This window comes from Arthrobacter alpinus (assembly GCF_001445575.1).
Classification (GTDB): domain Bacteria; phylum Actinomycetota; class Actinomycetes; order Actinomycetales; family Micrococcaceae; genus Specibacter; species Specibacter alpinus_C.
Genome location: NZ_CP013200.1, coordinates 3,446,485 through 3,468,874, shown reverse-complemented (window position 1 = coordinate 3,468,874; position 22,390 = coordinate 3,446,485). Strand labels below are relative to the sequence as shown.

19 protein-coding genes and 3 tRNA genes are annotated in these 22,390 nt (G+C 59.6%); 18 read left to right on the top strand and 4 right to left on the bottom strand.

Going from position 1 to position 22,390, the window contains the following annotated elements; genetic code table 11:
* The first annotated feature begins 274 nt into the window (after window positions 1-274).
* Complete coding sequence (gene mgtE / locus AS189_RS15530) at window positions 275-1,633, top strand: magnesium transporter (RefSeq protein WP_062290849.1); 1,359 nt, start codon at window positions 275-277, stop codon at window positions 1,631-1,633.
* Window positions 1,634-1,762: 129 nt separating this feature from the next.
* On the opposite strand, the gene AS189_RS15525 is transcribed toward mgtE, so the two are convergent.
* On the bottom strand, window positions 1,763-2,335 hold the full coding sequence (locus AS189_RS15525) for a TetR/AcrR family transcriptional regulator (RefSeq protein ID WP_062290846.1): 573 nt from the start codon (window positions 2,333-2,335) through the stop codon (window positions 1,763-1,765).
* Window positions 2,336-2,663: 328 nt separating this feature from the next.
* Here AS189_RS15525 and dusB point away from each other — a divergent pair, with 328 nt between their 5' ends.
* The gene (gene dusB / locus AS189_RS15520) at window positions 2,664-3,845 is read left to right on the top strand and encodes a tRNA dihydrouridine synthase DusB (RefSeq protein WP_062290844.1); all 1,182 of its coding nucleotides are present in this window, start codon (window positions 2,664-2,666) and stop codon (window positions 3,843-3,845) included.
* Window positions 3,846-4,073: 228 nt separating this feature from the next.
* On the top strand, window positions 4,074-5,348 hold the full coding sequence (locus AS189_RS15515) for a deoxyguanosinetriphosphate triphosphohydrolase (protein ID WP_062290841.1): 1,275 nt from the start codon (window positions 4,074-4,076) through the stop codon (window positions 5,346-5,348).
* A 27-nt stretch (window positions 5,349-5,375) separates the two neighbouring features.
* Here AS189_RS15515 and AS189_RS15510 read toward each other — a convergent pair whose 3' ends face one another.
* Window positions 5,376-5,609, bottom strand: coding sequence for a hypothetical protein (locus tag AS189_RS15510; protein WP_062290838.1), 234 nt, complete (start codon window positions 5,607-5,609; stop codon window positions 5,376-5,378).
* Window positions 5,610-5,819: 210 nt separating this feature from the next.
* On the opposite strand from AS189_RS15510, the gene dnaG reads away from it, so the two are divergent.
* From dnaG to AS189_RS15495, 3 genes are all read left to right on the top strand, one after another.
* Entirely contained in the window at window positions 5,820-7,739 is a 1,920-nt protein-coding gene (dnaG, locus tag AS189_RS15505; RefSeq protein WP_062290836.1) for a DNA primase, read from the top strand.
* A gap of 62 nt (window positions 7,740-7,801) precedes the next feature.
* Window positions 7,802-7,877, top strand: a tRNA-Asn gene (locus tag AS189_RS15500).
* A gap of 127 nt (window positions 7,878-8,004) precedes the next feature.
* Window positions 8,005-8,080, top strand: a tRNA-Asn gene (locus AS189_RS15495).
* Between the two features lie 197 nt (window positions 8,081-8,277).
* Here AS189_RS15495 and AS189_RS15490 read toward each other — a convergent pair.
* Window positions 8,278-9,498, bottom strand: coding sequence for a multidrug effflux MFS transporter (locus tag AS189_RS15490; protein ID WP_082634351.1), 1,221 nt, complete (start codon window positions 9,496-9,498; stop codon window positions 8,278-8,280).
* Between the two features lie 321 nt (window positions 9,499-9,819).
* Here AS189_RS15490 and AS189_RS15485 point away from each other — a divergent pair, with 321 nt between their 5' ends.
* The 6 genes from AS189_RS15485 (at window position 9,820) to AS189_RS15460 (ending at window position 15,331) form a co-directional block, all read left to right on the top strand.
* Window positions 9,820-10,659, top strand: coding sequence for a phage holin family protein (locus AS189_RS15485; RefSeq protein ID WP_237759883.1), 840 nt, complete (start codon window positions 9,820-9,822; stop codon window positions 10,657-10,659).
* A gap of 90 nt (window positions 10,660-10,749) precedes the next feature.
* Window positions 10,750-11,400, top strand: coding sequence for a CDP-alcohol phosphatidyltransferase family protein (locus tag AS189_RS15480; RefSeq protein WP_062290833.1), 651 nt, complete (start codon window positions 10,750-10,752; stop codon window positions 11,398-11,400).
* Window positions 11,397-12,284, top strand: a complete 888-nt coding sequence (locus AS189_RS15475; protein ID WP_062290830.1) for a DMT family transporter — start codon at window positions 11,397-11,399, stop codon at window positions 12,282-12,284. Before AS189_RS15480 ends, AS189_RS15475 begins: the two co-directional genes overlap by 4 nt.
* A gap of 57 nt (window positions 12,285-12,341) precedes the next feature.
* The gene (locus AS189_RS15470; protein WP_237759882.1) at window positions 12,342-13,547 is read left to right on the top strand and encodes a glycosyltransferase; all 1,206 of its coding nucleotides are present in this window, start codon (window positions 12,342-12,344) and stop codon (window positions 13,545-13,547) included.
* Between the two features lie 73 nt (window positions 13,548-13,620).
* Window positions 13,621-13,694 (top strand) — tRNA-Ile (locus AS189_RS15465).
* A 422-nt stretch (window positions 13,695-14,116) separates the two neighbouring features.
* Window positions 14,117-15,331 carry an acyl-CoA dehydrogenase family protein gene (locus AS189_RS15460; protein ID WP_062290823.1) on the top strand — a complete coding sequence of 405 codons (1,215 nt, stop codon included), beginning with the start codon at window positions 14,117-14,119 and terminating at the stop codon, window positions 15,329-15,331.
* 120 nt (window positions 15,332-15,451) lie between these two features.
* Here AS189_RS15460 and AS189_RS15455 read toward each other — a convergent pair whose 3' ends face one another.
* A complete protein-coding gene (locus AS189_RS15455; protein ID WP_237759881.1) occupies window positions 15,452-16,018 on the bottom strand; it encodes a M23 family metallopeptidase in 567 nt (188 codons plus the stop codon).
* Between the two features lie 344 nt (window positions 16,019-16,362).
* Between AS189_RS15455 and rpsB the strand changes: the two genes are divergently transcribed.
* From rpsB to AS189_RS15425, 6 genes are all read left to right on the top strand, one after another.
* The gene (gene rpsB, locus AS189_RS15450; protein WP_062290820.1) at window positions 16,363-17,259 is read left to right on the top strand and encodes a 30S ribosomal protein S2; all 897 of its coding nucleotides are present in this window, start codon (window positions 16,363-16,365) and stop codon (window positions 17,257-17,259) included.
* A gap of 158 nt (window positions 17,260-17,417) precedes the next feature.
* Window positions 17,418-18,245, top strand: a complete 828-nt coding sequence (gene tsf, locus AS189_RS15445; protein WP_062290816.1) for a translation elongation factor Ts — start codon at window positions 17,418-17,420, stop codon at window positions 18,243-18,245.
* 252 nt (window positions 18,246-18,497) lie between these two features.
* Window positions 18,498-19,259, top strand: a complete 762-nt coding sequence (pyrH, locus tag AS189_RS15440) for a UMP kinase (RefSeq protein ID WP_082634349.1) — start codon at window positions 18,498-18,500, stop codon at window positions 19,257-19,259.
* A gap of 123 nt (window positions 19,260-19,382) precedes the next feature.
* On the top strand, window positions 19,383-19,940 hold the full coding sequence (gene frr / locus AS189_RS15435; RefSeq protein ID WP_062290813.1) for a ribosome recycling factor: 558 nt from the start codon (window positions 19,383-19,385) through the stop codon (window positions 19,938-19,940).
* Window positions 19,940-21,721, top strand: coding sequence for a phosphatidate cytidylyltransferase (locus AS189_RS20880; protein ID WP_237759880.1), 1,782 nt, complete (start codon window positions 19,940-19,942; stop codon window positions 21,719-21,721). The genes frr and AS189_RS20880 overlap by 1 nt, the downstream gene beginning before the upstream one ends.
* Window positions 21,722-21,779: 58 nt before the next feature.
* Window positions 21,780-22,385, top strand: a complete 606-nt coding sequence (locus AS189_RS15425; RefSeq protein ID WP_129587299.1) for a DivIVA domain-containing protein — start codon at window positions 21,780-21,782, stop codon at window positions 22,383-22,385.
* Window positions 22,386-22,390 lie beyond the last annotated feature (5 nt).

Sequence of the window (22,390 nt, the reverse complement as noted above, 5' to 3'; positions counted from 1 at the left end):
ACCGCGCGAGCCTCGCCGGCTCCAACGGAATTCCCGCTCTTTCTAATTTCTCCTCACTCGTGGCACCACGCGGATGTTTAGCTTCGTGTGACCTTCGTAGCCACTTCTTGGATGATTTCTCTGGCTGCGTTCAGGCTTTGAGAAGAGCATTCCCACCGGCATCGGTTCGTGCGGTAGCGCCTCGTAGCAGCACGCCACACACCCATTTTCTGCACACGCCCGCGGCAAGCGCCGCGTTATGCCCGCGTGTGGTTTTACCGGAGGGATTCGGATCATGATCAAGTACCCAGTTCAGACTTTTGAGGACAGCGCAGAGCTGCTGAGCCGCGCATTGAGCCAGCAGGATCTGGCTGCCATTTCCAAGGCGCTCTTGCCCTTGAATACGGCCGAGACCTTGGAACAGCTGGAAAGGCTCACCACCATTGAGCGGGCGCTGGCCTACCGCACGCTGCCCAAGGGCCGTGCCGTTGAGGTGTTTGAGCGCCTCGGTGCCGCCTTGCAGGCAGACCTTGTGACAGGTCTGAAGGAAGCTGAAGTTGCCGAAGTTTTTGCGCAGTTGAGCCCTGATGATCGGGTGGCGCTGCTCGATGAGCTTCCCGCTACCGTAGCGCACCGACTCATTTCCGGGCTCGACGAGAAGGAGCGGGCGCTGACCAGCACCGTGTTGGGCTACGCCCAAGGTGCCGTTGGCCGGTACATGAGCCCGGAGTTTGTCACCACTCATCCGCACCTGACCGTGGCGCAGACGTTTGCCCGCGTGCGTTCTCAGCTCGATGACGCGGAGAGTGTTTACACCATTCCGGTGACTGACACCGGCCGGCATCTGGTGGGTGTGGTGTCTCTGCGTGATGTGTTGCGAGCCGATGATTCGGCCTTGGTTGCCAGCATCATGAAGGAACCGCTGAGCTTTCCTGCCAGCGAAGATGTGGAGGAAGCTGCGCGGTACTGTGCCAACGCCAAGATTCTGGTGTTGCCCATTGTCGACGCCGAAGACCGGCTGGTGGGCGTCCTGACAGTGGACGACGCCCTGGCGATTCTCGAGGATGCCGAAACCGAGGATGCAGCCCGCTCGGGCGGGACCGAACCGTTACGCCGGCCGTATCTGGCCACTCCTGTGGGCTCCATTGTCCGCGCCCGGGTGGTGTGGTTACTGGTGCTCGCCGTGGGTGCCACACTCACGGTCCAAGTCATCGGCGCGTTCCAGGCCACCTTGGAGGAGCAGGTGGTGCTCTCGCTGTTCATCCCGCTGCTGATCGGCACCGGCGGCAACACCGGGAACCAGGCCGCAACCACCATCACCCGCGCCCTGGCACTGGGCGATGTTCGTCCGCGCGATTTCCTCAAGGTCTTCGCCCGCGAGGTGCGCGTCGGCGCATTCCTGGGTTTGCTGCTGGGAACTCTGGGCTTCGTGATCGCTACGCTCGCCTTCTCCGCGCCACTGGGCTGGGTCATTGGCCTGACACTGCTGGGCGTGTGCACCATGGCAGCCAGCATTGGCGGGCTCATGCCGCTCCTGGGCAAGGCCGTGCGGGCGGATCCGGCAGTGTTCTCCAACCCGTTCATCTCCACGTTCGTCGATGCGGCCGGGCTGATCATTTACTTCCTGATCGCCACCACCATCTTGGGTCTCTAACCCCCGAAAACGCTCCCTCACCAAATGGGGTGTTTTGGGCAACGCTCCCTCACCTGGCTCTTCGTGCCAGCCTCGGGTGAGGGAGCGTTGCCCAAAACACCCCGAAAGGTGAGGGAGCGTCTGTGGGGGCTAAGAAGCGAGCTTCCCTGAGAACGTGAAAAGGATGGCGGCGGAGACTTCTTCCACGGGTGTTGCCGGGCTGAACAGCAGCCATTCCAGCCCGCCCATGAGCGTGGCTCCGAAGATGCCGCCGGCCATCAAGAGGCGGCTACTCTCGGATGTGCCAGCAGGGACCAATGGCAATAGGGCTGCACCAATCTCCGTCACGGCCTCCCGACGCAGCCCCGTCACAGTTGTCTGCCAGGCCCTGTCGGTGCGGAAAATCTCAGCTGCCATGAGTTTGGCCAGGGCCTGGTTGCTGGCGATCAGGGTCAGCATGTCAGAAACCATGGACTCGATCGCGGCAAAACCCGCACTCCTCACACGTGCAGCCGCTAGCGTTTCGGCCAGTGAACAGACTCCCGTGGTCAGCAGTTCCTCGAACAGCTTGTCCTTGGAGGCAAAGTTGTAATAGACACTGCCCTTAGCCACGCCAGCACGCTCGGCTACCTCATCCATGGTGGTCCCGGAAATACCGTGGACTGCACCGAGCTCCAGCGCGGCAGTGAGAATGGCCTTCTTAGTGGGGGAGATGCGTGGCACGGGATTCCTTGGTTTGGATCGATGGGTTCTAGATCGATGGTTACTGGGCAGAGCCCACAGCACGTGTGGCAAGCAATATCACCGAGACCCACAGACGGGAGTCTATTCCACCAGTGAACAACTCCCGAAGTCCAGCCACAACCTACGCCCCTGCCAGGGATCCTGCGGGGGAGTGCCCTTGAGAACGGAACGGCGCCCGGGCTTTTGCGTGATCTTGTTCACGAAGGCAGCTACATCCGGTCCGTGAATCCGGTGGAGGCGGGGGATTCACCACATCTCAGGCCGGGGACACCGCGCAGAATTTGGCAAGATTTGAGAGAATTGATTTGTGACTGTTACAGACATCCCCACCAGCGATACCAAACTGGACCTCCCGCCCCTGAAACTCGGCAACATTACGGTGGACACCCCCGTGATTCTTGCCCCCATGGCCGGGATTACCAACACCGCGTTCCGCCGGCTGTGCCGCGAGCACGGTGGCGGCGTTTTCGTGTCCGAGATGGTGACCTCCCGCGCACTCGTGGAGCGTACCCCGGAATCCATGCGTCTCATCAGCCACGACGACGATGAGCAGATCCGCTCCGTCCAGCTGTACGGCGTGGACCCTGAAACTGTCGGCAAGGCCGTGCGCATGCTGGTCGAGGAAGATCACGCTGACCATATTGACCTGAACTTTGGGTGCCCCGTCGCCAAGGTGACCCGCCGCGGAGGCGGCGCCGCGCTGCCTTGGAAGTTGGACCTGTTCACCTCCATTGTTCAGACCGCTGTGCGCGAAGCCTCCAAAGGTGGGCTGCCGCTGACCATCAAGATGCGCAAGGGTATCGACGAGGACCATCTCACGTATCTGGAAGCTGGCCGCATCGCCCGCGACGCCGGTGTTGCAGCTGTAGCATTGCACGGCCGCACCGCCAACCAGTTCTACTCGGGCCAGGCCGACTGGGACGCCATTGCACGCTTGCGTGAAGCTCTCCCCGATGTTCCGGTCCTGGGTAACGGCGATATCTGGAGTGCCGAAGACGCCATCGCCATGGTGCGTCAGACAGGCGTCGACGGCGTAGTGATAGGCCGCGGTTGCCAGGGCCGCCCGTGGTTGTTCGGGGACCTGATGAACGCTTTCGAGGGCAGTGATGCCCGCCACAAGCCCGGAATGGCTGAAGTTTCCGCCGCCGTGTACCGTCACGCCGAGCTGTTGGTTGACACGTTCGACGACGAAAACAAGGCCTTGCGTGACATCCGCAAGCACATGGCCTGGTACTTCAAGGGCTACGTGGTGGGCGGAGATCTGCGCGCCAAGCTGTCCTGCGTGCCCACTCTTGAGGTGCTCCGCGAACTGCTGGATCAGCTTGATATGTCAGGGGAGTACCCCGGCGTTGACGCTGAGGGGCCTCGCGGCCGTGCAGGCACTCCCAAGCGCACCGCACTTCCTGCCGGTTGGCTGGATGCACGTACCCTGAGCGGATCACAAAAGGTGGAACTCGTCGGAGCTGAACTGGACGTCTCCGGCGGATAGTCCCCAGGCTCTCCCCATGCCCGGCTCGCTGAGCGAGCAGGCCGTGGGGCCCCTCGAGCCTGTGGGCCCACCCAGGCTCTCCCCATGCCCGGCTCGCTGAGCGAGCAGGCCGTGGGCCCTCGATCCCGTGGGCCCAGTCCCGCAGCAGTCCCGCGGGGGTGCTGATGCTACGGCCTGCCTGTGGGGAACGTCCCCGCATGGTGTTGTGTTGGCCCTAAACTGGGATTTATGGCCAACGAATCACAGTCTGTCTATCTGCCCCACGACCAGCAACGCTGGGTACAGGAGGCGCCAAAAACCAGTTTCCGCACGGTCTTTGAACGAGACAGGGCACGAGTGCTGCATTCTTCGGCGCTACGCCGGCTGGGCGCAAAAACGCAAGTGGTGGCCCCGGACACCGATGACTTTGTCCGCACCCGCCTGACTCACAGCCTGGAAGTGGCCCAGATTGGCCGTGAGCTGGCCGGCACGCTGGGCTGCGATCGCGATGTGGTGGACACCGCGTGCCTAGCCCATGACCTCGGCCACCCGCCCTTTGGGCACAACGGCGAATCAGTCCTCAATTCACTGTCCCACGCTATTGGCGGCTTCGAAGGCAACGCCCAAACACTGCGGTTGTTGACCCGGCTCGAGTCCAAGGTCTTCACGGCCGACGGCGGATCGGCAGGCCTGAACCTCACCCGCGCCTCACTCGACGCCTCCGCGAAATACCCATGGTTTGCCGTGGACGCACCCATCATTGATGGCTCGCGGACGGGTAAATTCGGCGCCTATGCCGACGATCTTCCAGTCTTTAACTGGCTGCGCCAAGGCGCCCCGGAGGGCAAGAGCTGCATCGAAGCCCAGGTCATGGACCTCGCAGATGACATTTCCTACTCGGTCCATGACGTTGAAGATGCCATTGTTGCCGGGCATGTCCAGCTCAAATGGCTGGCCAACCAAGACCAGCGCAACCGTGTTCTTGGCTACACGCAGCAGTGGTACCTGCCCAACGTGGATGTGGCCGAAATTGACGCCGCACTCAAGCGCCTCGAGGCCGGGGACGTGTGGGTGCGCCACGCCGACGGCAGCCGCCGTTCCATGGCAGCCCTAAAAGATATGACCAGCCAGCTGATTGGCCGCTTCTGCCAGAGTGCCGTCGCCGCCACCCGCGCCGTGCATGGCACCGGGCCGTTGGCACGCTACGCAGGCGAGGTGGTGGTGCCTCACGAGACGCTGTTGGAGATCGCCGTCATGAAGGGTCTGGCCACCACGTTCGTCATGACCACTGATCACCGCCAGCCCATTTATCAGCGCCAGCAGGACATCCTCAGTGAGCTGGTGGCCGTGCTCAGTGTCACCGGAGATGCACATCTGGAGACCATGTTTGCCGCCGATTGGCGAGACGCGCACGACGACGCGTCCCGGCTTCGAGTGGTCATCGACCAGATTGCTTCACTGACGGATGTATCGGCACTTGCGCTGCACGAGAGGCTCGTGGGCACCGAACGCACGCTGTTGTAGGCGCATCCAGTGCTTGGCGTAGGGCTGTTACGGAGCTATTGTGGCGTAGCCCTGCATCAAGGTGGTGATCCGGTCCAGTTGTTCCGGGGTCGCCGAGGAGATGACCAGCGCCATCACGGCGGTCAGCAGCAGTGACAGGAGCACTCCAGCAAGCACCGTGATCAGGATGGCTTTGGTGTCCTCGTTCATGCGCGGGGCAGTGACAACGTTCGTGTCCCTGTTCGGGTCAGTGGCGGTGGTCTGGTGAATTGCGGTAGTCATGGGGTTCCCTTTGGCTAGCTCAGTGAGATGGTTATGGTTCGGTTTCGAACACGTTTCCACGCCATTGGGGCACTTCCATTCTAAGGGTGGCCAGGCTGTGAGTAGGGCGAGAACGCGGGTGATTCTAGCCACCTTGGCCGTTATCCACAGGATTTTTGCCGGTGGTCCCGTTCGGCGTCTGGGCGCAGGAATCTCACGTAAACTGACCGGGTGGCTGGCCTGATTAAACGAGAAGATATTGATGAGGTGCGCACGCGCACCGACCTCAAGGAGATTGTTGACGCCTACGTCACCTTGAAGTCAGCCGGGATTGGTTCCTTTAAGGGCCTGTGCCCCTTTCATGACGAGCGGAGCCCCTCGTTCCATGTGCGCCCACAAATGGGTTACTTCCATTGCTTTGGCTGTCAGGAGAGTGGCGATGTCATCTCTTTCATCCAGAAAATGGATCACATTTCCTTCTCCGAGGCCGTGGAAAAGTTGGCCGGGCGGATCAGTTACGAGCTGCGCTACGAGGACGGCGGAACAGGTCCGCGCCGTGAGGATGTAGGCAAGCGGCAACGCCTTCTGGACGCCCACAAGATTGCCGGTGAATTCTTCCGCGCCCAACTTCTGACTCCCGGCGCAGCCGCAGGACGGCAGTTTCTGGACGAGCGCGGCTTTGACCGTGAAGCCGCTGAACGCTTCGGCGTGGGCTTTGCCCCTCAGGGCTGGGATGCTCTCCTTAAGCACCTGACGGGCAAGGGTTTCACGCAGGACGAATTAAAGCTGACAGGCATGTTCTCCGAAGGGCAGCGTGGCATTTACGATCGGTTCCGCGGCCGCCTCATCTGGCCCATCCGCGATATTGCCGGGGACACCGTGGGCTTCGGTGCCCGCAAGCTCTTCGAGGACGACCAGGGCCCGAAGTACCTGAACACTCCTGAGACCAGCCTCTACAAGAAGTCGCAGGTGCTTTACGGGATTGATTTGGCGAAGAAGAGCATTGCCTCCAAGCGCCAGCTCGTGGTGGTGGAAGGCTACACGGACGTTATGGCCTGCCACCTGGCCGGCGTGGACACGGCCGTGGCCACCTGCGGCACCGCCTTTGGTGCTGACCACATCAAGGTCGCCAGGCGCCTGCTCTCGGACGACGGAACTGGCGGAGAAGTAGTCTTCACCTTCGACGGCGATGCGGCCGGACAGAAGGCTGCGCTCAAGGCGTTCGACGAGGACCAGCGCTTCACAGCCCAGACGTTCGTGGCCGTTGAACCGACAGGAGCCGACCCGTGTGAGTTGCGGCAGCGCAAGGGCGATGAGGCTGTCCATGCCTTGATCCGTTCACGGCGCCCCCTTTTTGAATTCGCCATCCGCACCACCTTGGCCAAGTTCGATCTGAGCACCGTGGAGGGCAGGGTCAGCGGTCTGCGCGCCTCAGCCCCCGTGGTGGCCGCTATCCGTGACGGCTCCACCCGGATGGGCTACAGCCAGGAGTTGGCCGGCTGGCTGGGCATGGCAGACCCCAATGAGGTGCTGCGCGCGGTCAAGGGCGCTGAGCGTCGCGCTCACAGCCAGCCCGGCACCCAGGGCACGGGGCAGGGAAACATGAGGAACGACGTCGCTCGTCATCAGCAGGTGCCGGCAGCCGCAGCCGAGATGGAGCAGGCACCACCCACCATGTCCCGTCCGGACCCGCGTGATCCGCAGGGCCGCATGGAGCGGGAGGCGCTGGAAGTTGTTTTGCAGCATCCGGGGTTCTTGTCGGCGGGGAATTGGCAGCACTTTGCCGCCACAGAGTTTGTTGTGCCCGCTTACAAGGCCGTCCAGCAGGGAATCTACCTTGCAGGGGAGTCGCAGGTGGCATCTTCGCAGTGGCTGGAGGCGGTCCGGGAGCATGTTCCTCGCGAATTGGGGTCGCTGGTGGCTGAGCTGGCGTTGAGCCCGCTGCCGGCCACGCGTGAGGAAACGTTGACGCGGTACTGTCGCGATATTCTGCGCCGACTTTTTGAGTTGCAAATCACTCGGCTGAAGGAAGAGCGTTTGGGAGCCTTGCAACGGATGGATCCGGCCGTAGATCCAGAGAGTTACAACCTATTGCAGCGTGAATTGATGGAGCTGGAAACGGCTCGCAGGCAGCTGCGCGGGGACGGTTAGGGAGTCGGGAACCACCCGATTTCACAACTGGGCAACCCTTTGTTATTGTTGTTCCTGCACGATCCCCTATAGCTCAATTGGCAGAGCGTTCGACTGTTAATCGAAAGGTTCCTGGTTCAAGTCCAGGTGGGGGAGCCAAGGCAATAAATTGTCTCCGGCCCCGATGTGGGCCGGAGACAATTATTGTGTTGAGTGTGTGGAAATGATCGGTTTTGATCTAATTTGATTTGAACTGATTGTTACTGCTAAGATTTACTTGCCGCATTCCCCTATAGCTCAATTGGCAGAGCGTTCGACTGTTAATCGAAAGGTTCCTGGTTCAAGTCCAGGTGGGGGAGCCATTCAAAAAGAATCCCCGTACTCCAAGCGAGTGCGGGGATTCTTTTTTTGTTTAACACTCCGGGGTCAAGCTAATAGGACAAAGGTGGTGTTCACCACTCACTGCCCGCACACCCAAAGAAAAGAACCGCAGTCCCCACCCAGGTGGGGACTGCGGTTCTTTTCTTTTCGAGGGGTCAGATCGAGTCTTTTCGAGGGGTCAGATCGAGGGGACCATGCGCGGGCGCACAATGAACCAAAGTGCGGCCATGGCCAGCAGAATGCTTCCACCCATGACAATCGCCATGGGTGTGGCCGTGGTGACGCCAATGAAACCAACCACTGGGGTGATGAGCCCGGCGAAACCAAAGGTTGCGGCCCCTAGCAGTGAGGCTGCAGTTCCGGCCTGCTTGCCATTGCGTGCCAAGCCCAAGACCTGGACAGAGGGGAACATGAACCCGGTGGCGCAGATGAAGAACCACAAAGGCACAATAACTCCCCACAGGCCAAGGCCCAGTTGGTCGCAAATAATCATGGCCGCAGCGGCGGCTACCTGCGCCACCGTGGCCCACGCGATGACCCACTGCGGGCCAGTGTGGCGCATGATCCTTGAAGCGGCTTGGACGCCAATCACCACTCCAATGGAGTTCACGGCAAAAAGGTATCCGTATTGCTGCGGGGTGAAACCGAAGGTGTCTTGGAAAAGGAACGTCGACGCAGAGAGGTACGTAAAGAGGGCAGCGAAGTTCAGTCCGCCCACAAAGAGCGTGCCGACAAAGATTCTGTCGCTGAACACGGCCTTATAGCGGTCGGTGACGCTCACGCCGTCGGACTTCCGCTTTTCAGGAGGCAGGGTCTCAACGATGAACACGGATGCTGCCACTACCACCAGGGCGCCATAGGCCGCCAAGAACCAGAAGATGCCTGGCCAGTCCATGATGCCCAATAATTGGGAGCCAACCACGGGGGCCAGGATGGGGGCCATGCCGTTGACCAAGGCCATGCGGGAGAGCATACGCACTAGCTGGTAGCCGCCGAAGAGGTCGCGGACCATGGCCATTGCCACAACACCGCCACCGGCGGCGCCCACGCCCTGCAGGACACGGAAGACACCCAACATGGTGATGTCAGTGGACATGGCGGCACCGATGGAGGCCAGCACATGCAACGCTGTGGCCAGAATCAGTGGCATCCGGCGACCGAACTTGTCGCTGAAGGGGCCCACGACCAACTGGCCAGCTGCGAAGCCGATGGTGGTTGCTGTCAGGGTCAGCTGAACGGCGGTGGCACTGACGGCGAATTCCTCGCCGATGATGGGAAATGCGGGGAGATAAAGGTCAATCGTGAACGGGCCAAGAGCGGTGAGCAGTCCCAATACGAGAATATAGATCAGCTTTTGGCGGCGGGATAAGGAATCGCCGGGGTGAACGGTGGTGGTCAAGTAAAGAATCCTCAAAAATGGGGTGTTCGCGTTGCTTAGGTCTTGTGGTGAGAGAGTGCCACTTCCTGAATTATGTAATGCGCCTGTTAAACGGTGCAACTAGGGTCCAACTCGCATAAGGGCCACTCTCATCTGGGCAACTAAACAGGACGCTTTCCTATTCCGCATCGGTGCCACGGCAGGTGGGCGCCCGCTCCAGGGGCGATGGATGGTAATTTTGACATTAAGGTAGTGCCACCGCGGTGGAGGTGCTACAAAGAATTCGGGTTCGTGCCGGTGCCTGCACCGTCAACACGGACCCTCACTACGGAGGCGGTCTCAGTGACGGATGCTCACAAGGAACTGCATATCGGGGCGGGCGAAAACCGTAAGGACAACGGTTCTGTGCTGCTGGATGCAGCCAAGACAGCGACCCGGTTGCTGCCACGGCAAATCAACGATGAAATTGCATTAGCCAAGCTGGAGCTGGAACACAAAAAATCCAAGGTAAGCGGCGTGGCAATCTTTGCCGCCCTTGCCCTGGTATTTACAGTGTTACTGGTCATTGCCCTAGTGGTCGCCGCCATCGCTGGCCTGGCTACAGTGGTGCCGCTGTGGCTATCGGCGCTGATTATTTGTGCAGCCCTGCTGGTGGTTGTTGGGATCAGTGGCCTCATTGGTTACAAGAAATTCAAGTCCTTGCTGCCGCTGCTGCCCCAGCAGGCCTTGCGCGGGATTCGCCATGACATCGGCATCATTAAGGAAGGCCGGGACTTTGACCCGAGCAGCCTGGACCGGGTTGAACTGACCAAGGAACAGAAGAAGGCGGCCGCCGCAGAAGCCGATGCTGCCGCGGCCAAGGCCAAGGCTGAACGGGCTGCCAAGGAAGCCGAGCATGGCCCCAAGGCCAACGAGAACGAACTCTTGGCACGCACTGCCGCGCGTCGCGAACACTTATTGGGATTGCGTGAAGACCTGGTGTCCGAGGCTGATGTGAAGAAGCAGGCCACGTACTTGGTGGACACCGCCAAGACGCGTGCACGGGAAACCATCAATCTGGCCGCGTCCGGAGCGGTAGGTCAAGCAGTGGAAACGGCTAAAGAACGTTGGAAGCCTTTGGCGGTTCTGGCCGTGTCGGCCACGGTATGTGGGCTCTTGCTGCGAAAGTTGTTGAAGAAATAATCCGCACCCAAAATATGGCGATTCAGGGGACCGGCACTTCCAGAGCTGCGCAGGCAGCCCGCTGTGACGGCTCCGGGGGAGGCGACCGAAATGGCTGAGCGTTCTGCCACGAACATTGACAAGTCCAACGCCATTGTCACGATTCCCAACATCATCACGGTGATCCGGTTTCTGGGCACGCCCTTGTTTGTGTGGTTGGTGCTCTCTAAGCAGGAGTACGGCTGGGGCGTCTTTGTCTTGGCCATGATGGGCTGCACCGACTGGATTGACGGTTACGTTGCCCGCAAGCTCAATCAAACGTCGCAGCTGGGCAGAATTATGGATCCGCTGGCGGATCGTGTTGCCCTCGTGGCGGTCACGATCACCTTGGTGCTTGCCGGCATCCTGCCCCTGTGGCTGCTGCTGCTCTTGGTGATTCCCGACGTCGTGCTTCTGGCGGTGACGCTGTACTTCTTCCGCGGAGACGCTGATCTCAAGGTCACCATGTTGGGCAAGACCCGGACCGCCGCGCTGATGGTGGGCACGCCCATGCTACTGCTGGCCAAGGCGCTGGATTCTGATTTCACGTTCGTGACGGCCTGGGTGATCCTTGTCGCAGGCATGGTCATGCATGTGATTGCGTTCAGTCAGTACATGGTGGTAGTTCTGGCCAAGCACCGAGCACTGCACATGCCTGCTGGGTCTGATCAAGCTGGGTCTGCTGAATCTGGCCGTGATTCTCCAGAGCGGGGCAAGCCATGATGTGGGTGGCCGTTTTGTGCGCCGTGGCGGGGGCCTTCTTCCTTGCCTTTGGTGCACAGCGTCAAGGCAGTGCTGTGAAAAACAACACTGGCGGGCTGGCGCTTGGTGGCTCCGGCTTCTTGCGCCTACTGACCAACCCACGATGGGTGTTGGGACTTGTCCTGCTGGGTGTCGGCATGGCTTTGAACGTGGTGGCCTTGACGCTCGGGACCTTGACAGTAGTGCAGCCTATCGGGGCGATCGCTCTGGTCATCACTACGATTGTAAATTCACGCGATGAGGGGATCAGACTCAACCGCGCCACGGTGGTTTCCATCACTGCCTGTGTTGCCGGCAGTGCGCTGTTCGTCCTCCTGGCAGTCAACGCGGTCCGGGAAAATACCCATGTGACGCCCTCTGAAGAACTAACGGTAGTGATGCTGCTGGCGGTAGTTGTCACCATTTTTGGTGGCACCTTCATTATGTTCAAGCGCCGGCTGAAATCATTTTTCTACATCGTTGGCTCCGGCATGCTCTTTGGATTTGTCGCCGTTTTGACGCGTATCATCTCCAAGCAGATCTTTGATCCGAACGGACTGTTCCTGCTTAATGTGCAGTGGTACTCGGTCATTGCCATTGCGGCGGCTGGGGGACTAGGCAGCTGGTTCGTGCAGAGCGCCTACTCCAACGGCCCACCAGATTTAGTGATCGCCGGGCTGACGGTCATTGACCCGATTGTGGGTATTGCCATCGGTATTGCCATTTTGGGTGAGCTTCGCGACGATGTGCCCGCCGTGCTGGCGATTGCCATGGCTGGGTCCGCTATCCTTGCTATCGTTGGGGTCATAGCGTTGTCAAGACACCACCCGGATGTGGTGAAGCGGCGTCGAGCTGCAAAGAAATAGCAACGTAAACAAGGTCCAGCCCGTGGGCCAGTTATGAATCCACCAGGAGTTTTATCCGTGTCATCAACCACGAGTGATAGCGCCCAAAAGCCGCTAACCATTTTGATTGCGGCAGATACTTATCCGCCCCACATCAACGGGGCAGCACAATTCTGCTTCCGCTTGGCGACAGGGATGACGGCCCGTGGGCACAAGGTGCACGTGATGGCATGCCGTGCCGACAGCGGCCCCATGTTTACGGAAGAGCGTTCCGAGGCGACCGTCCATAGGCTCCGCTCGCGGTCCGTCCCAACGCATGAATACTTCCGCATTAGCTTGCCGTGGGAGATCAAGAGGGATATCAAGGCGCTCTTTGATGTACTGCAGCCGGACGTGGTGCACGTGCAGAGTCACTACATGATTGGTGAGCACGTTGTGTATGAGGCCGCACGCCGCGGCATCCGCATCGTTGCCACGAATCACTTCATGCCGGAAAACCTCAACCCGTTCCTGCCGTTCCCGCAGTGGTTCAAGAACATTGTTGGCCGGGTTTCCTGGCGGGACATGGGCAAGGTCATGAGCAAGGCCGATGTTGTCACCACGCCAACACCGCTGGCTGCCAAGGCGATGCATGAGCACGCCTTCTTGCGTAAGGTGCTGCCGCTATCCAACGGCATTGAATCGGGAAACTACGAGCTGGCTGAGGGCGAAACCGTTCCCCGCAACCCATACCCGACGCTTGCCTTCGTTGGCCGCCTTGCTGAAGAAAAGCACATCGATGTGCTGATTGACGCGTTGGCCAAGACGCCGGCTGACCTGAACCTGCACCTAGTGGTTGTCGGTGGAGGCGAGGTCAAGAACGCGCTCAAGGCCCAGGCCGAGAAGTTGGGGCTATCCTCGCGGGTGAGCTTCACGGGTCTGATCAGCGATGAAGAATTGCGCGAGGTTTACCTCAAGGCAGATCTGTTCGTCATGCCGGGCACCGCAGAACTGCAGTCACTGGTCACGTTGGAAGCCATGAGTGCTTCAACTCCTGTGGTCCTGGCCAACGCCATGGCCCTGCCGCACTTGGTTGAAGACGGTGTCAACGGCTACTTGTTCAAGCCGAACGATAGCGATGACCTTAAGGAAAAGATCACCACCATCATGCGTCTGTCTCCCGAGGACCGTGCTGCGATGGGTGCGGCGAGTCACTCGATGGTGGCCCGCCATGGGCTGACCAAGACTCTGGACACCTTCGAGGACATTTATCGTGGCGGAAGCTACGAGGATCATGCGGTTTAGCCTGTGATCCCCTAAGATCGTAGGAGTGCTTTTTCCTTGTACTGCAAAGTCGAAAGGATAAGGCGCCCTGCATGGGGCCATAGCTCAGCTGGTTAGAGCGCGGGACTCATAATCCTAAGGTCCTCGGTTCAAGTCCGAGTGGCCCTACATGTAGAAGTGCCCCTGACCTGCGGAAACGCGGATCAGGGGCACTTTTGTTTTGGATGTTCAGTGGGTGATTCACGACTGACGGCCTGGCTTCCGGCAATTTTGTTCGCCCCATCAGCGGCTACCTGAAGCGCGTATCGGAGGCCCTCATTGGCAAGCAGTAGCTGGATTGTCACTTCCGAGGCACGGAAACTACTAGTCCTCAGGTCCTCAGTTCAAGTCCGAGTGGCCCTCTATGCATCGCCGCAGGTCAAGATGCCCTTGGGGGAGTCCAGGCCTGCGGCTTTCGTATTTCTGGTGATCATTTCGGTGGGATGCCCCCATATCTACTTAACCCTCGTGTTGCCTGCGCCACACCCCTTGCTGTATGTTACTCATCAGTAACATGTTTGGCTTTCGGCCGAACAGCTGATGGTTCAACGATGAGTACAAGCAAAGGAATTTCCGTGCCCAAGGCTGAAGTAGATATCAACAACCTCCCCTACGCCGATGGTGACTTCTATGGATTTGAGCAGATGCTCTCCGAGAAGGAGCGTGGACGTTTGCAGGAAATCCGCGAGTTCCTAGCCAAGGAAGTCAAGCCGATTGCCACGGATTGCTGGAACCGCGCTGAATTCCCCATGGAGATCATCCCCAAGCTGGCCGAGCTGGATATCATGAGCCCGGTCCATCGACAGGGATATTCCAACCTCTTTGCTGGACTGGCCCACGCGGAATTCACGCGCGCCGACGCCTCCATTGCCACGTTCATGGGTGTCCACGACGGCCTATTCACCGGCTCCATTGAGGCGCTGGCTTCTGAGGAACAGAAGGCCGCGTGGCTGCCGGACATCTACTCGCTGAAAAAGATTGGTGCGTTCGGACTGACTGAACCCCTGGGCGGCTCCGATGTAGCTGGCGGAACCCGCACCACCGCTGTGCGTGACGGCGATAACTGGATCCTCAACGGCGCCAAGCGCTGGATCGGCAATGCCACGTTCTCCGACTGGGTAGTCATTTACGCTCGCGACGTCGCCGACAATCAGGTCAAGGCCTTCATGGTGGACACCACGCTCAAGGGCTACAGCGCCACAAAGATTGAAAACAAGACTGCACTGCGCACCGTCCAGAACGCCGACATTGTGCTGGAGAACGTAGTGGTTCCGCACGATCACAAGCTGGCCGGCGGCAATAGCTTCCGTGACACCAACAAGGTTCTGAAGGTCACGCGACTCGCCGTTGCGTGGCAGGCTGTGGGCCAGCAGATGGCAGCCTTTGATGTAACCCGCCGCTACGCCGTCGAACGCGAACAGTTTGGCCGACCCATCGCTTCCTTCCAGATGGTGCAGGATCAGCTGGTCAAAATGCTGGGCAACACGGTTGCGTGCACCAGCATGATGGTCCGGCTGTCACAGCTGGAAGATCTTGGTCTGGCAAAGGACGAACAGTCTGCACTGGCCAAGGCGTTCACCACGGCCCGAATGCGCGAGACGGTAGCCATGGGACGCAGCCTCTTCGGTGGCAACGGCATAGTCACGGACTACGAAATTGCCAAGATTTTCGCAGACTCCGAGGCCATCTACTCCTACGAAGGCACCTACGAGATCAACACCCTCGTTGCAGGACGCGCCATCACGGGAATCTCCGCCATCGTCTAGCCCCGCAGCAACACATATGCGAATAACTCAAGACGAGTATGGCGCCAGTGCTCAACTGGCGCCATACTCGTCTGCAATCCAGCGCATAAGAATCCTTCGCCACGAGTCGCGGGGTGACATTCAGTCCATCAGCGACAACAGCACTGATGGGCGCAGGTCGAGAATGAACTGCAGGGGATTGAGGTAGTCATTCCCATCCCGCACACCCCAGTGCAGACACGAGGGCGTCACGGACCCGTCGCAATGCGTAGGCCCCTTCACTGCGCCAATCTGCTGCCCTCGAACCACGGTGTCGCCCGCCCTGAGCGGTGAAAATACTGGCTCAAAACTCAGCCGCAAACCATTGTCCACAGTGATGGTCAGTACTGATCTGTTAACAACGACGCCGGAGAAGCTCACCACACCGGATGTTGGCGCCAGCACGGCGGCGCCTTGTGGGGCGGCCAAATCCACACCTCGGTGGCCACTGAGCCAAGGCTGCGCCGGAGGGTCAAAAGCACGCGTCACCACGGGCTTACCCGCCAGGGGCCAGCCCCAGGCGAGGGAAGCTGGGAGTGGAGCAGCCGTCGCAGTACGCGAAATGGTTGCGGCAGAAACCGCGGGGGAGACCAGTGCGGATGCAGGTGAAAAGACCAGGCCCAGCATTGCTGTGAGAAATAGTGAAAGCCGGCAGAAAGTGATGTTCATCCATTCAGCCTGATCCCACAGTGGGGTAATCGCGAGAGGACAGCTGCCAAATGTGGGCAGTGGGCCGCAAAGTACAGGCTGTGGGGGAGTGAACTTGGTACGTTAGCGCAGCAGCACTGTAGTAACATTGACAGAGCAGTGTGCTATTTGTGCACTGACTACGCGCACCCCACCCTGATGAGCATCCGAGAGTGATCTTGGATCCTACTGATGGATTGTGCCCATACGGTCTGCCTCACGGTGGTTCATGGAATGCACAATGGGTGCCAGGAGCAAGGAACCAGTTCGGGAAACCGCTGGAACCAAGGCTAAATAACCGTAAATTATCAAAAAGGAGCGTCGGCATGCCCGTCGTAACAATGCGCCAGCTGCTTGACAGCGGCGTCCACTTTGGACACCAGACCCGTCGTTGGAACCCGAAGATGAAGCGATTCATCCTGACGGAGCGCAACGGCATCTACATCATCGACCTGCAGCAGTCACTGTCCTTCATTGACCGCGCATACGAGTTCACGAAGTCCACCGTTGCACACGGCGGAACCGTACTCTTCGTCGGTACCAAGAAGCAGGCTCAGGAAGCCATCGCAGAGCAGGCCACTCGTGTTGGCATGCCTTACGTAAACCAGCGCTGGTTGGGCGGTATGCTCACCAACTTCCAGACGGTTTCCAAGCGTATTGCTCGCATGAAGGAACTCGAAGAGATCAACTTCGAAGATGTTGCTTCCTCGGGTCACACCAAGAAGGAGCTCTTGCTCCTCAAGCGTGAACTCACCAAGCTGCAGACCAACCTCGGTGGTATCCGCAACCTGACCAAGGCACCGTCCGTGCTCTGGGTTGTTGACACCCCGAAGGAACACCTCGCCATCGACGAGGCACACAAGCTGAAGATCCCCGTTGTTGCCATCTTGGACACCAACTGCAACCCTGACGAAGTTGATTTCCCGATCCCGGGTAACGACGACGCCATCCGCTCCGTTGCACTGTTGACCCGCGTTATCGCCGATGCTGTTGCAGAAGGCCTGATCGCCCGCAACAACAAGGCAACCGGCAACACCGAAGCACCGGCTGAGCCTTTGGCTGAGTGGGAGCGCGAACTCCTCGAGGCACCCGCCGCTGAAGCTGCTGTTGAAGCACCGGCCGCTGAAGCCGTTGTTGAAGCACCGGCCGCTGAAGCCGTTGTTGAAGCACCGGCCGCTGAGGCTGCTGTTGAGGCTCCCGCCGAAGCTGCAACCGAGAAGTAAGAATCTTTTCCCGGTAACCCTGATGGATTCATCCGTCTGAGTTGCCACCCAAGGAATCAGGTACTGGCAGGATCGCGCCGCTTACAAGGCACAGCGGTCCTGCCAGAACTGGCCTAAAACTGATTTACATACTCAAACATTTATTCTGAGGAGTTCATATGGCGAACTACACCGCCGCTGATATTAAGGCTCTGCGCGAGCGCACGGGCGCAGGCATGATGGACGTCAAGAAGGCTCTCGACGAGGCCAACGGCGACGCCGACAAGGCCATGGAGCTCATCCGCATCAAGGGCCTCAAGGGTGCAACCAAGCGCGAAGGCCGCTCAACTGCTGAAGGCCTCGTTGCCGCAGCTGTTGAAAACGGCGTTGGCGTCATGGTTGAGGTCGCCTGCGAAACTGACTTCGTTGCCAAGGCTGCTCCCTTCATCGAATTCGCCAACACGGTTCTGGCCACGGCGGTCTCCTCCGGTGCGGCCGATGTTGAGACCCTGCTGGCTGTTGACGTTGACGGCAAGCCCATGTCTGAGGCTGTCATTGCAGCCGGCGCACTGCTGGGCGAAAAGGTTGCCATCCGCCGCCTGGCCCGCATTGAGGGTGCAACTGTTGACGCTTACCTGCACAAGACTTCCAAGGACCTCCCGGCCCAGGTTGGCGTGCTGTTCGCTATTGACGGTGACAACCAGGAAGTCGCTCACGACGTAGCCGTGCACATTGCTGCAATGTCCCCGACGTTCCTGACCCGCGACGAAGTTGCTGCTGACGTCGTCGAAAGCGAACGCCGCATCGCTGCAGAAACCGCACAGGCAGAAGGCAAGCCTGAAGCTGCCATGACGAAGATCGTTGAAGGCCGCTTGACCGGCTTCTTCAAGGAAATCGTTCTGGTTGACCAGCCCTTCGCTAAGGATTCCAAGAAGAGCGTTGCCGCTGTTCTGTCCGAAGCTGGCGTCAAGCCTGTTGCCTTCGCACGCTTCCGCGTCGGAGCATAATTACACAATTGTGAACCGCACCCTTGAGTGCGCTAACAAGGATGTGACGAAGAAGGGGTGGCCGCAAACTGCGGTTGCCCCTTCTTTGCGCCCAAGCATCGGATATGATCTTAGACGCACCCCTTGCGCCGGTACCGCCCGGCGTAGCGCGAATGTAGCCTGTATCAGGCATCAAGCACAACGGCACGTAGCAGTTGGTATCAAGAACACCCCAACACCAGCAGCCAAATATCTGTACCCACGGAAGGCACTATGACCACGAATATTTCGCAGACAGAGCAGAGCAGCGCAGCACCTACAGCGGGGGCCACCAAACGCCGTCGTGTGTTGCTGAAGCTCTCCGGCGAGGTCTTTGGCGCAGGCAAGCTCGGTGTTGATCCCGATACCATCCGCGGCATTGCCAAGCAGATCGCCAGCACCGTCGGCCAGGTGGAGGTGGCCATTGTTGTAGGTGGCGGCAACTTCTTCCGCGGCGCCGAACTCTCGGCTTCCGGTATGGACCGCTCCCGCGCGGACTACATGGGCATGCTTGGCACCGTCATGAACTGCCTGGCGCTGCAGGACTTCCTCGAGCAGGCAGGCGTGGACACCCGTGTCCAGAGTGCCATCACCATGGGTCAGGTTGCCGAAGCCTACATCCCGCGGCGTGCCATCCGTCACATGGAAAAGGGCCGCGTGGTCATTTTCGGCGCCGGGGCCGGTTTGCCGTACTTCTCCACCGACACCGTGGCTGCCCAGCGTGCGCTGGAAGTCCACGCTGACGTGGTCCTCATGGCCAAGAACGGTGTTGACGGCGTCTACACCGCAGACCCCAAAAAGGACCCCACCGCCGTCAAGCTGGACAGCCTCAGCTACGACGAAGCCATGGCCCGTGACATCCGCGTCATGGACCAGACGGCCTTCAGCTTGTGCAAGGACAACAACGTGAACATGTTGGTCTTCGGCATGGAAGGTGAAGGCAATGTTGCCCGCGCCATCCTCGGCGAAGAACTGGGTACCCGGGTCACCCCGTAAATATCCTTGAGACCTACCGGTGGGCGGGGCGCTGCGGCGCGCCCGTCACGGTAGGATGGTTTCAGAATTGCCGTGGGCATGTGCCGCGGAAAGTAGTAGAGACACTTATTGAGGGAGAGACGCGTGATCGAAGATACTTTGCTCGAGGCCGAAGAGAAGATGGATAAGGCCATTGAGGTCGCCAAAGAGGACTTCTCCGCCATTCGTACGGGCCGTGCCAACCCAGCCATGTTCCACAAGGTCATGGTGGAGTACTACGGTTCGCCGACGCCGTTGCAGCAGCTTGCATCGTTCGCCGTCCCGGAAGCCCGCACCTTGCTCATCACCCCGTTCGACAAGACGGCCCTGCACGACATCGAGCGCGCTCTGAGCTCCTCCGAAGTTGGGGCCAACCCGTCCAACGACGGCAACGTCATCCGCATCATGATGCCGGAACTGACCTCCGAACGTCGCAAGGAATACGTCAGGGTTGTCCGCACCAAGGGTGAAGACGCCAAGATTTCCGTCCGCAACATACGTCGCAAGGCCAAGGAGCAGCTGGATAAGCTGGTCAAGGATGGCGACGCTGGCGAAGATGAGGGCAACCGCGCCGAGAAGGAATTGGACGCGCTGACCAAGGCTCACACGGAGAACATCGATGAGTTGCTCAAGCGCAAGGAAGTCGAGCTTCTCGAGGTCTAATGAAGGACCCAAAGCGCACGCCGGCCGGTTCCGACAAGGAGCCGGCCGCGTCAAATCCGGACGTCGAGCTGGTCCCGTCGCCAGCCAACTATCAATTTCCTTCTCGGAAAGCCCGCCGTCAGGCTGAACTGACTGGCATGATTCCCATCATCGTGCCCAAAAAGAGCGTGCCTGAGACTTCTGCGCCCGTGGACACCGCGGTAGCGGAGCAGGAATCAACTGATTCGAAGGCTTCCGTTTCCGAGGACGCTGTTCAGCTTCCTAAGAAGGACGACGGCTCTAAGAAGGACGACGGCGGCACGCGCCCAGGTGCCTCTGGCACCGCCAGCGTCGAGGCCTCCGGCTCCGAGGCTTCAGTGGCCGAGACCAACGGTGCCGACTCTTCTGACGTGACAGCAGACGTGGCAGTAGACGGCAAGAAAGCAGCGGGGCAAACTTCGGCTGCGGGCGCTTCCATCACTGATAGTGACGGCACCGATGTTTCCGTTACTGAGCAATCCACCGTTAGCTCGTCTGAGAAGATCGAGCAGGCAGAACCCGCCACGCCATCCACAGTGCAAGAGCAGGAAAAAGCGGCAGCAGCCGAAGATTCCCAGGCCAGCCAGGATAGCGGCACGGATACTGCCCCTGAGAACGGCACGGATGACGCCGCGTCTAGTGCCGCTCATGGCGGCACAGCAACTGCCACCGACACGGTTGAGTCGGTTGTTGTGGCTAAGATCGCGGTCGTCGATGTAGTTCTTGACGATGACACCGCTGCAGGCCTCGCCGAGGCAGCGGCCCCGGAAGAGGTTGTGCCCGTTATGGCAGGTGCCGCACCGGGTCCGGTCTCTGCTTTGCAGGTTACGGGCATCCCAGTCATCCCGGTTCCCGGGGGTCCCATTGCGGGAATGCCTGCTGGTGCCATAGCACTGAAGGTGCCGCGGACCCCTAAGGCTGGACGCGACCTTCCCGCGGCCATCACCGTTGGCGTCATCTTGCTGGTGCTAGTGCTTGGTCCCATGCTCTTCTTCCCCGTTGCTTTTGTCGTGGTAGCCACGGTGTTTGCGTGTGTTGGTGTTTGGGAAGTTACACGCGCCATTGCCGGACGGGGGATCAAGGCTCCCTTGACTCCTGTCATGGCAGGCGCTTTGGCTATGCCGGCAGCAGCGTACTTTGCGGGTTCTGAAGGCCTGCTGTTCGCTCTCGTGGCCAGCGCGGGTGCCACTGTCTTGTGGCGTTCTTTGGATCCGGAGCCGGGTGCCGTTAAGAGCATCCTGTCCGGTGTTTTCACCCTGATGTGGATACCCTTCCTGCTGAGCTTTGTTTTCTTGATGCTGCGCGGTGAAGACGGACCAACGACCGGATTGACGCTCGATCTGGCCCATGTGAACCCAGGAGTGGTTCAGGTGATCATCATGCTCCTGCTGGTGGTGGCCAACGATACCTTTGGTTACTTGGTGGGTGTTTTGTTTGGTAAACACCCCATGGCACCAAAAATTAGTCCGAAAAAATCCTGGGAAGGATTTGCCGGGTCCTTGGGTGGGGCTACCTTAGTAGCCATTCCCGCCACAGTATTCCTCCTTGACCAGCACTGGTGGGTGGGCTTAGCTCTGGCCATCGGCATGGTCTTTGCCGGAACTGGAGGAGACTTCGCCGAATCCATGGTGAAGCGCGAACTCGGTGTCAAGGACATGAGCAACCTCCTGCCTGGCCATGGGGGAGTCATGGACCGGCTGGACTCCATCTTGTTCGCTGCTCCAGTGGCCTACGCCATTTTTACTGTTTTAGGCCGGTTCTAAGAGAAGAACTCCGTGCCATGCAGCGTGAGTTGCACCTCTGACGAGAAAAATTCAAGGAATGACTGTGACTGTGGAAGAAACAACCCGGACCAACTCCAAGTTCAAACTGGTGGGTCCAAAGGACGTTGGGTACAACGTCAAGCAAGTGGACGTGTTCTTGGAGCGCGCCCGCGCCTACTTCCTGAACACAGATACTCACGGCAAGGCCATCACCAGCCGCGACGTGCGTACGGCCTCCTTTGATCCCGCCCGAGGCGGCTACAATGCTCAGGCCGTGGACGCCGCCATGGACCGGATCGAAGATGAGTTTGTCCTGCGTGAAAAGGAACTGCTGATCGCAGACCAAGGCGAAAAGGCCTGGATGATGAAGATTGGCAAGACAGCGTCAGTGCTGCGCGCCCGCCTGCACCGTCCCGACGGGGAGCGCTTCCGGCGCCCATCCAAGCGCAACGCACAAAGCTACAGCATTGAGGACGTGGACTTGCTGTGCCGCGAACTTCTTGTCTACATTGAAGACAACGGCGAGCTCAGCGTTGATGTTGTGCGCCGTGCCGTGTTTGCCCCCGCACGAGGCGGCGACGGCTATGAAGAGAGCCAAGTCGACGCATTCCTTGACCGTGTAGTGGAGCTTATGGCTTCGATTGACCCGGTACCTGGAAAGTAGCAACA

Excerpts from the sequence above, each read along its gene's own strand:
- mgtE (WP_062290849.1), top strand. The coding sequence starts at position 275 with ATGATCAAGTACCCAGTTCAGACTTTTGAGGACAGCGCAGAGCTGCTG.
- AS189_RS15515 (WP_062290841.1), top strand. The coding sequence starts at position 4,074 with ATGGCCAACGAATCACAGTCTGTCTATCTGCCCCACGACCAGCAACGC.
- AS189_RS15510 (WP_062290838.1), bottom strand. The coding sequence starts at position 5,609 with ATGACTACCGCAATTCACCAGACCACCGCCACTGACCCGAACAGGGAC.
- AS189_RS15480 (WP_062290833.1), top strand. The coding sequence starts at position 10,750 with ATGGCTGAGCGTTCTGCCACGAACATTGACAAGTCCAACGCCATTGTC.
- AS189_RS15475 (WP_062290830.1), top strand. The coding sequence starts at position 11,397 with ATGATGTGGGTGGCCGTTTTGTGCGCCGTGGCGGGGGCCTTCTTCCTT.
- AS189_RS15460 (WP_062290823.1), top strand. The coding sequence starts at position 14,117 with ATGAGTACAAGCAAAGGAATTTCCGTGCCCAAGGCTGAAGTAGATATC.
- AS189_RS15455 (WP_237759881.1), bottom strand. The coding sequence starts at position 16,018 with ATGAACATCACTTTCTGCCGGCTTTCACTATTTCTCACAGCAATGCTG.
- rpsB (WP_062290820.1), top strand. The coding sequence starts at position 16,363 with ATGCCCGTCGTAACAATGCGCCAGCTGCTTGACAGCGGCGTCCACTTT.
- tsf (WP_062290816.1), top strand. The coding sequence starts at position 17,418 with ATGGCGAACTACACCGCCGCTGATATTAAGGCTCTGCGCGAGCGCACG.
- pyrH (WP_082634349.1), top strand. The coding sequence starts at position 18,498 with ATGACCACGAATATTTCGCAGACAGAGCAGAGCAGCGCAGCACCTACA.
- AS189_RS20880 (WP_237759880.1), top strand. The coding sequence starts at position 19,940 with ATGAAGGACCCAAAGCGCACGCCGGCCGGTTCCGACAAGGAGCCGGCC.
- AS189_RS15425 (WP_129587299.1), top strand. The coding sequence starts at position 21,780 with ATGACTGTGACTGTGGAAGAAACAACCCGGACCAACTCCAAGTTCAAA.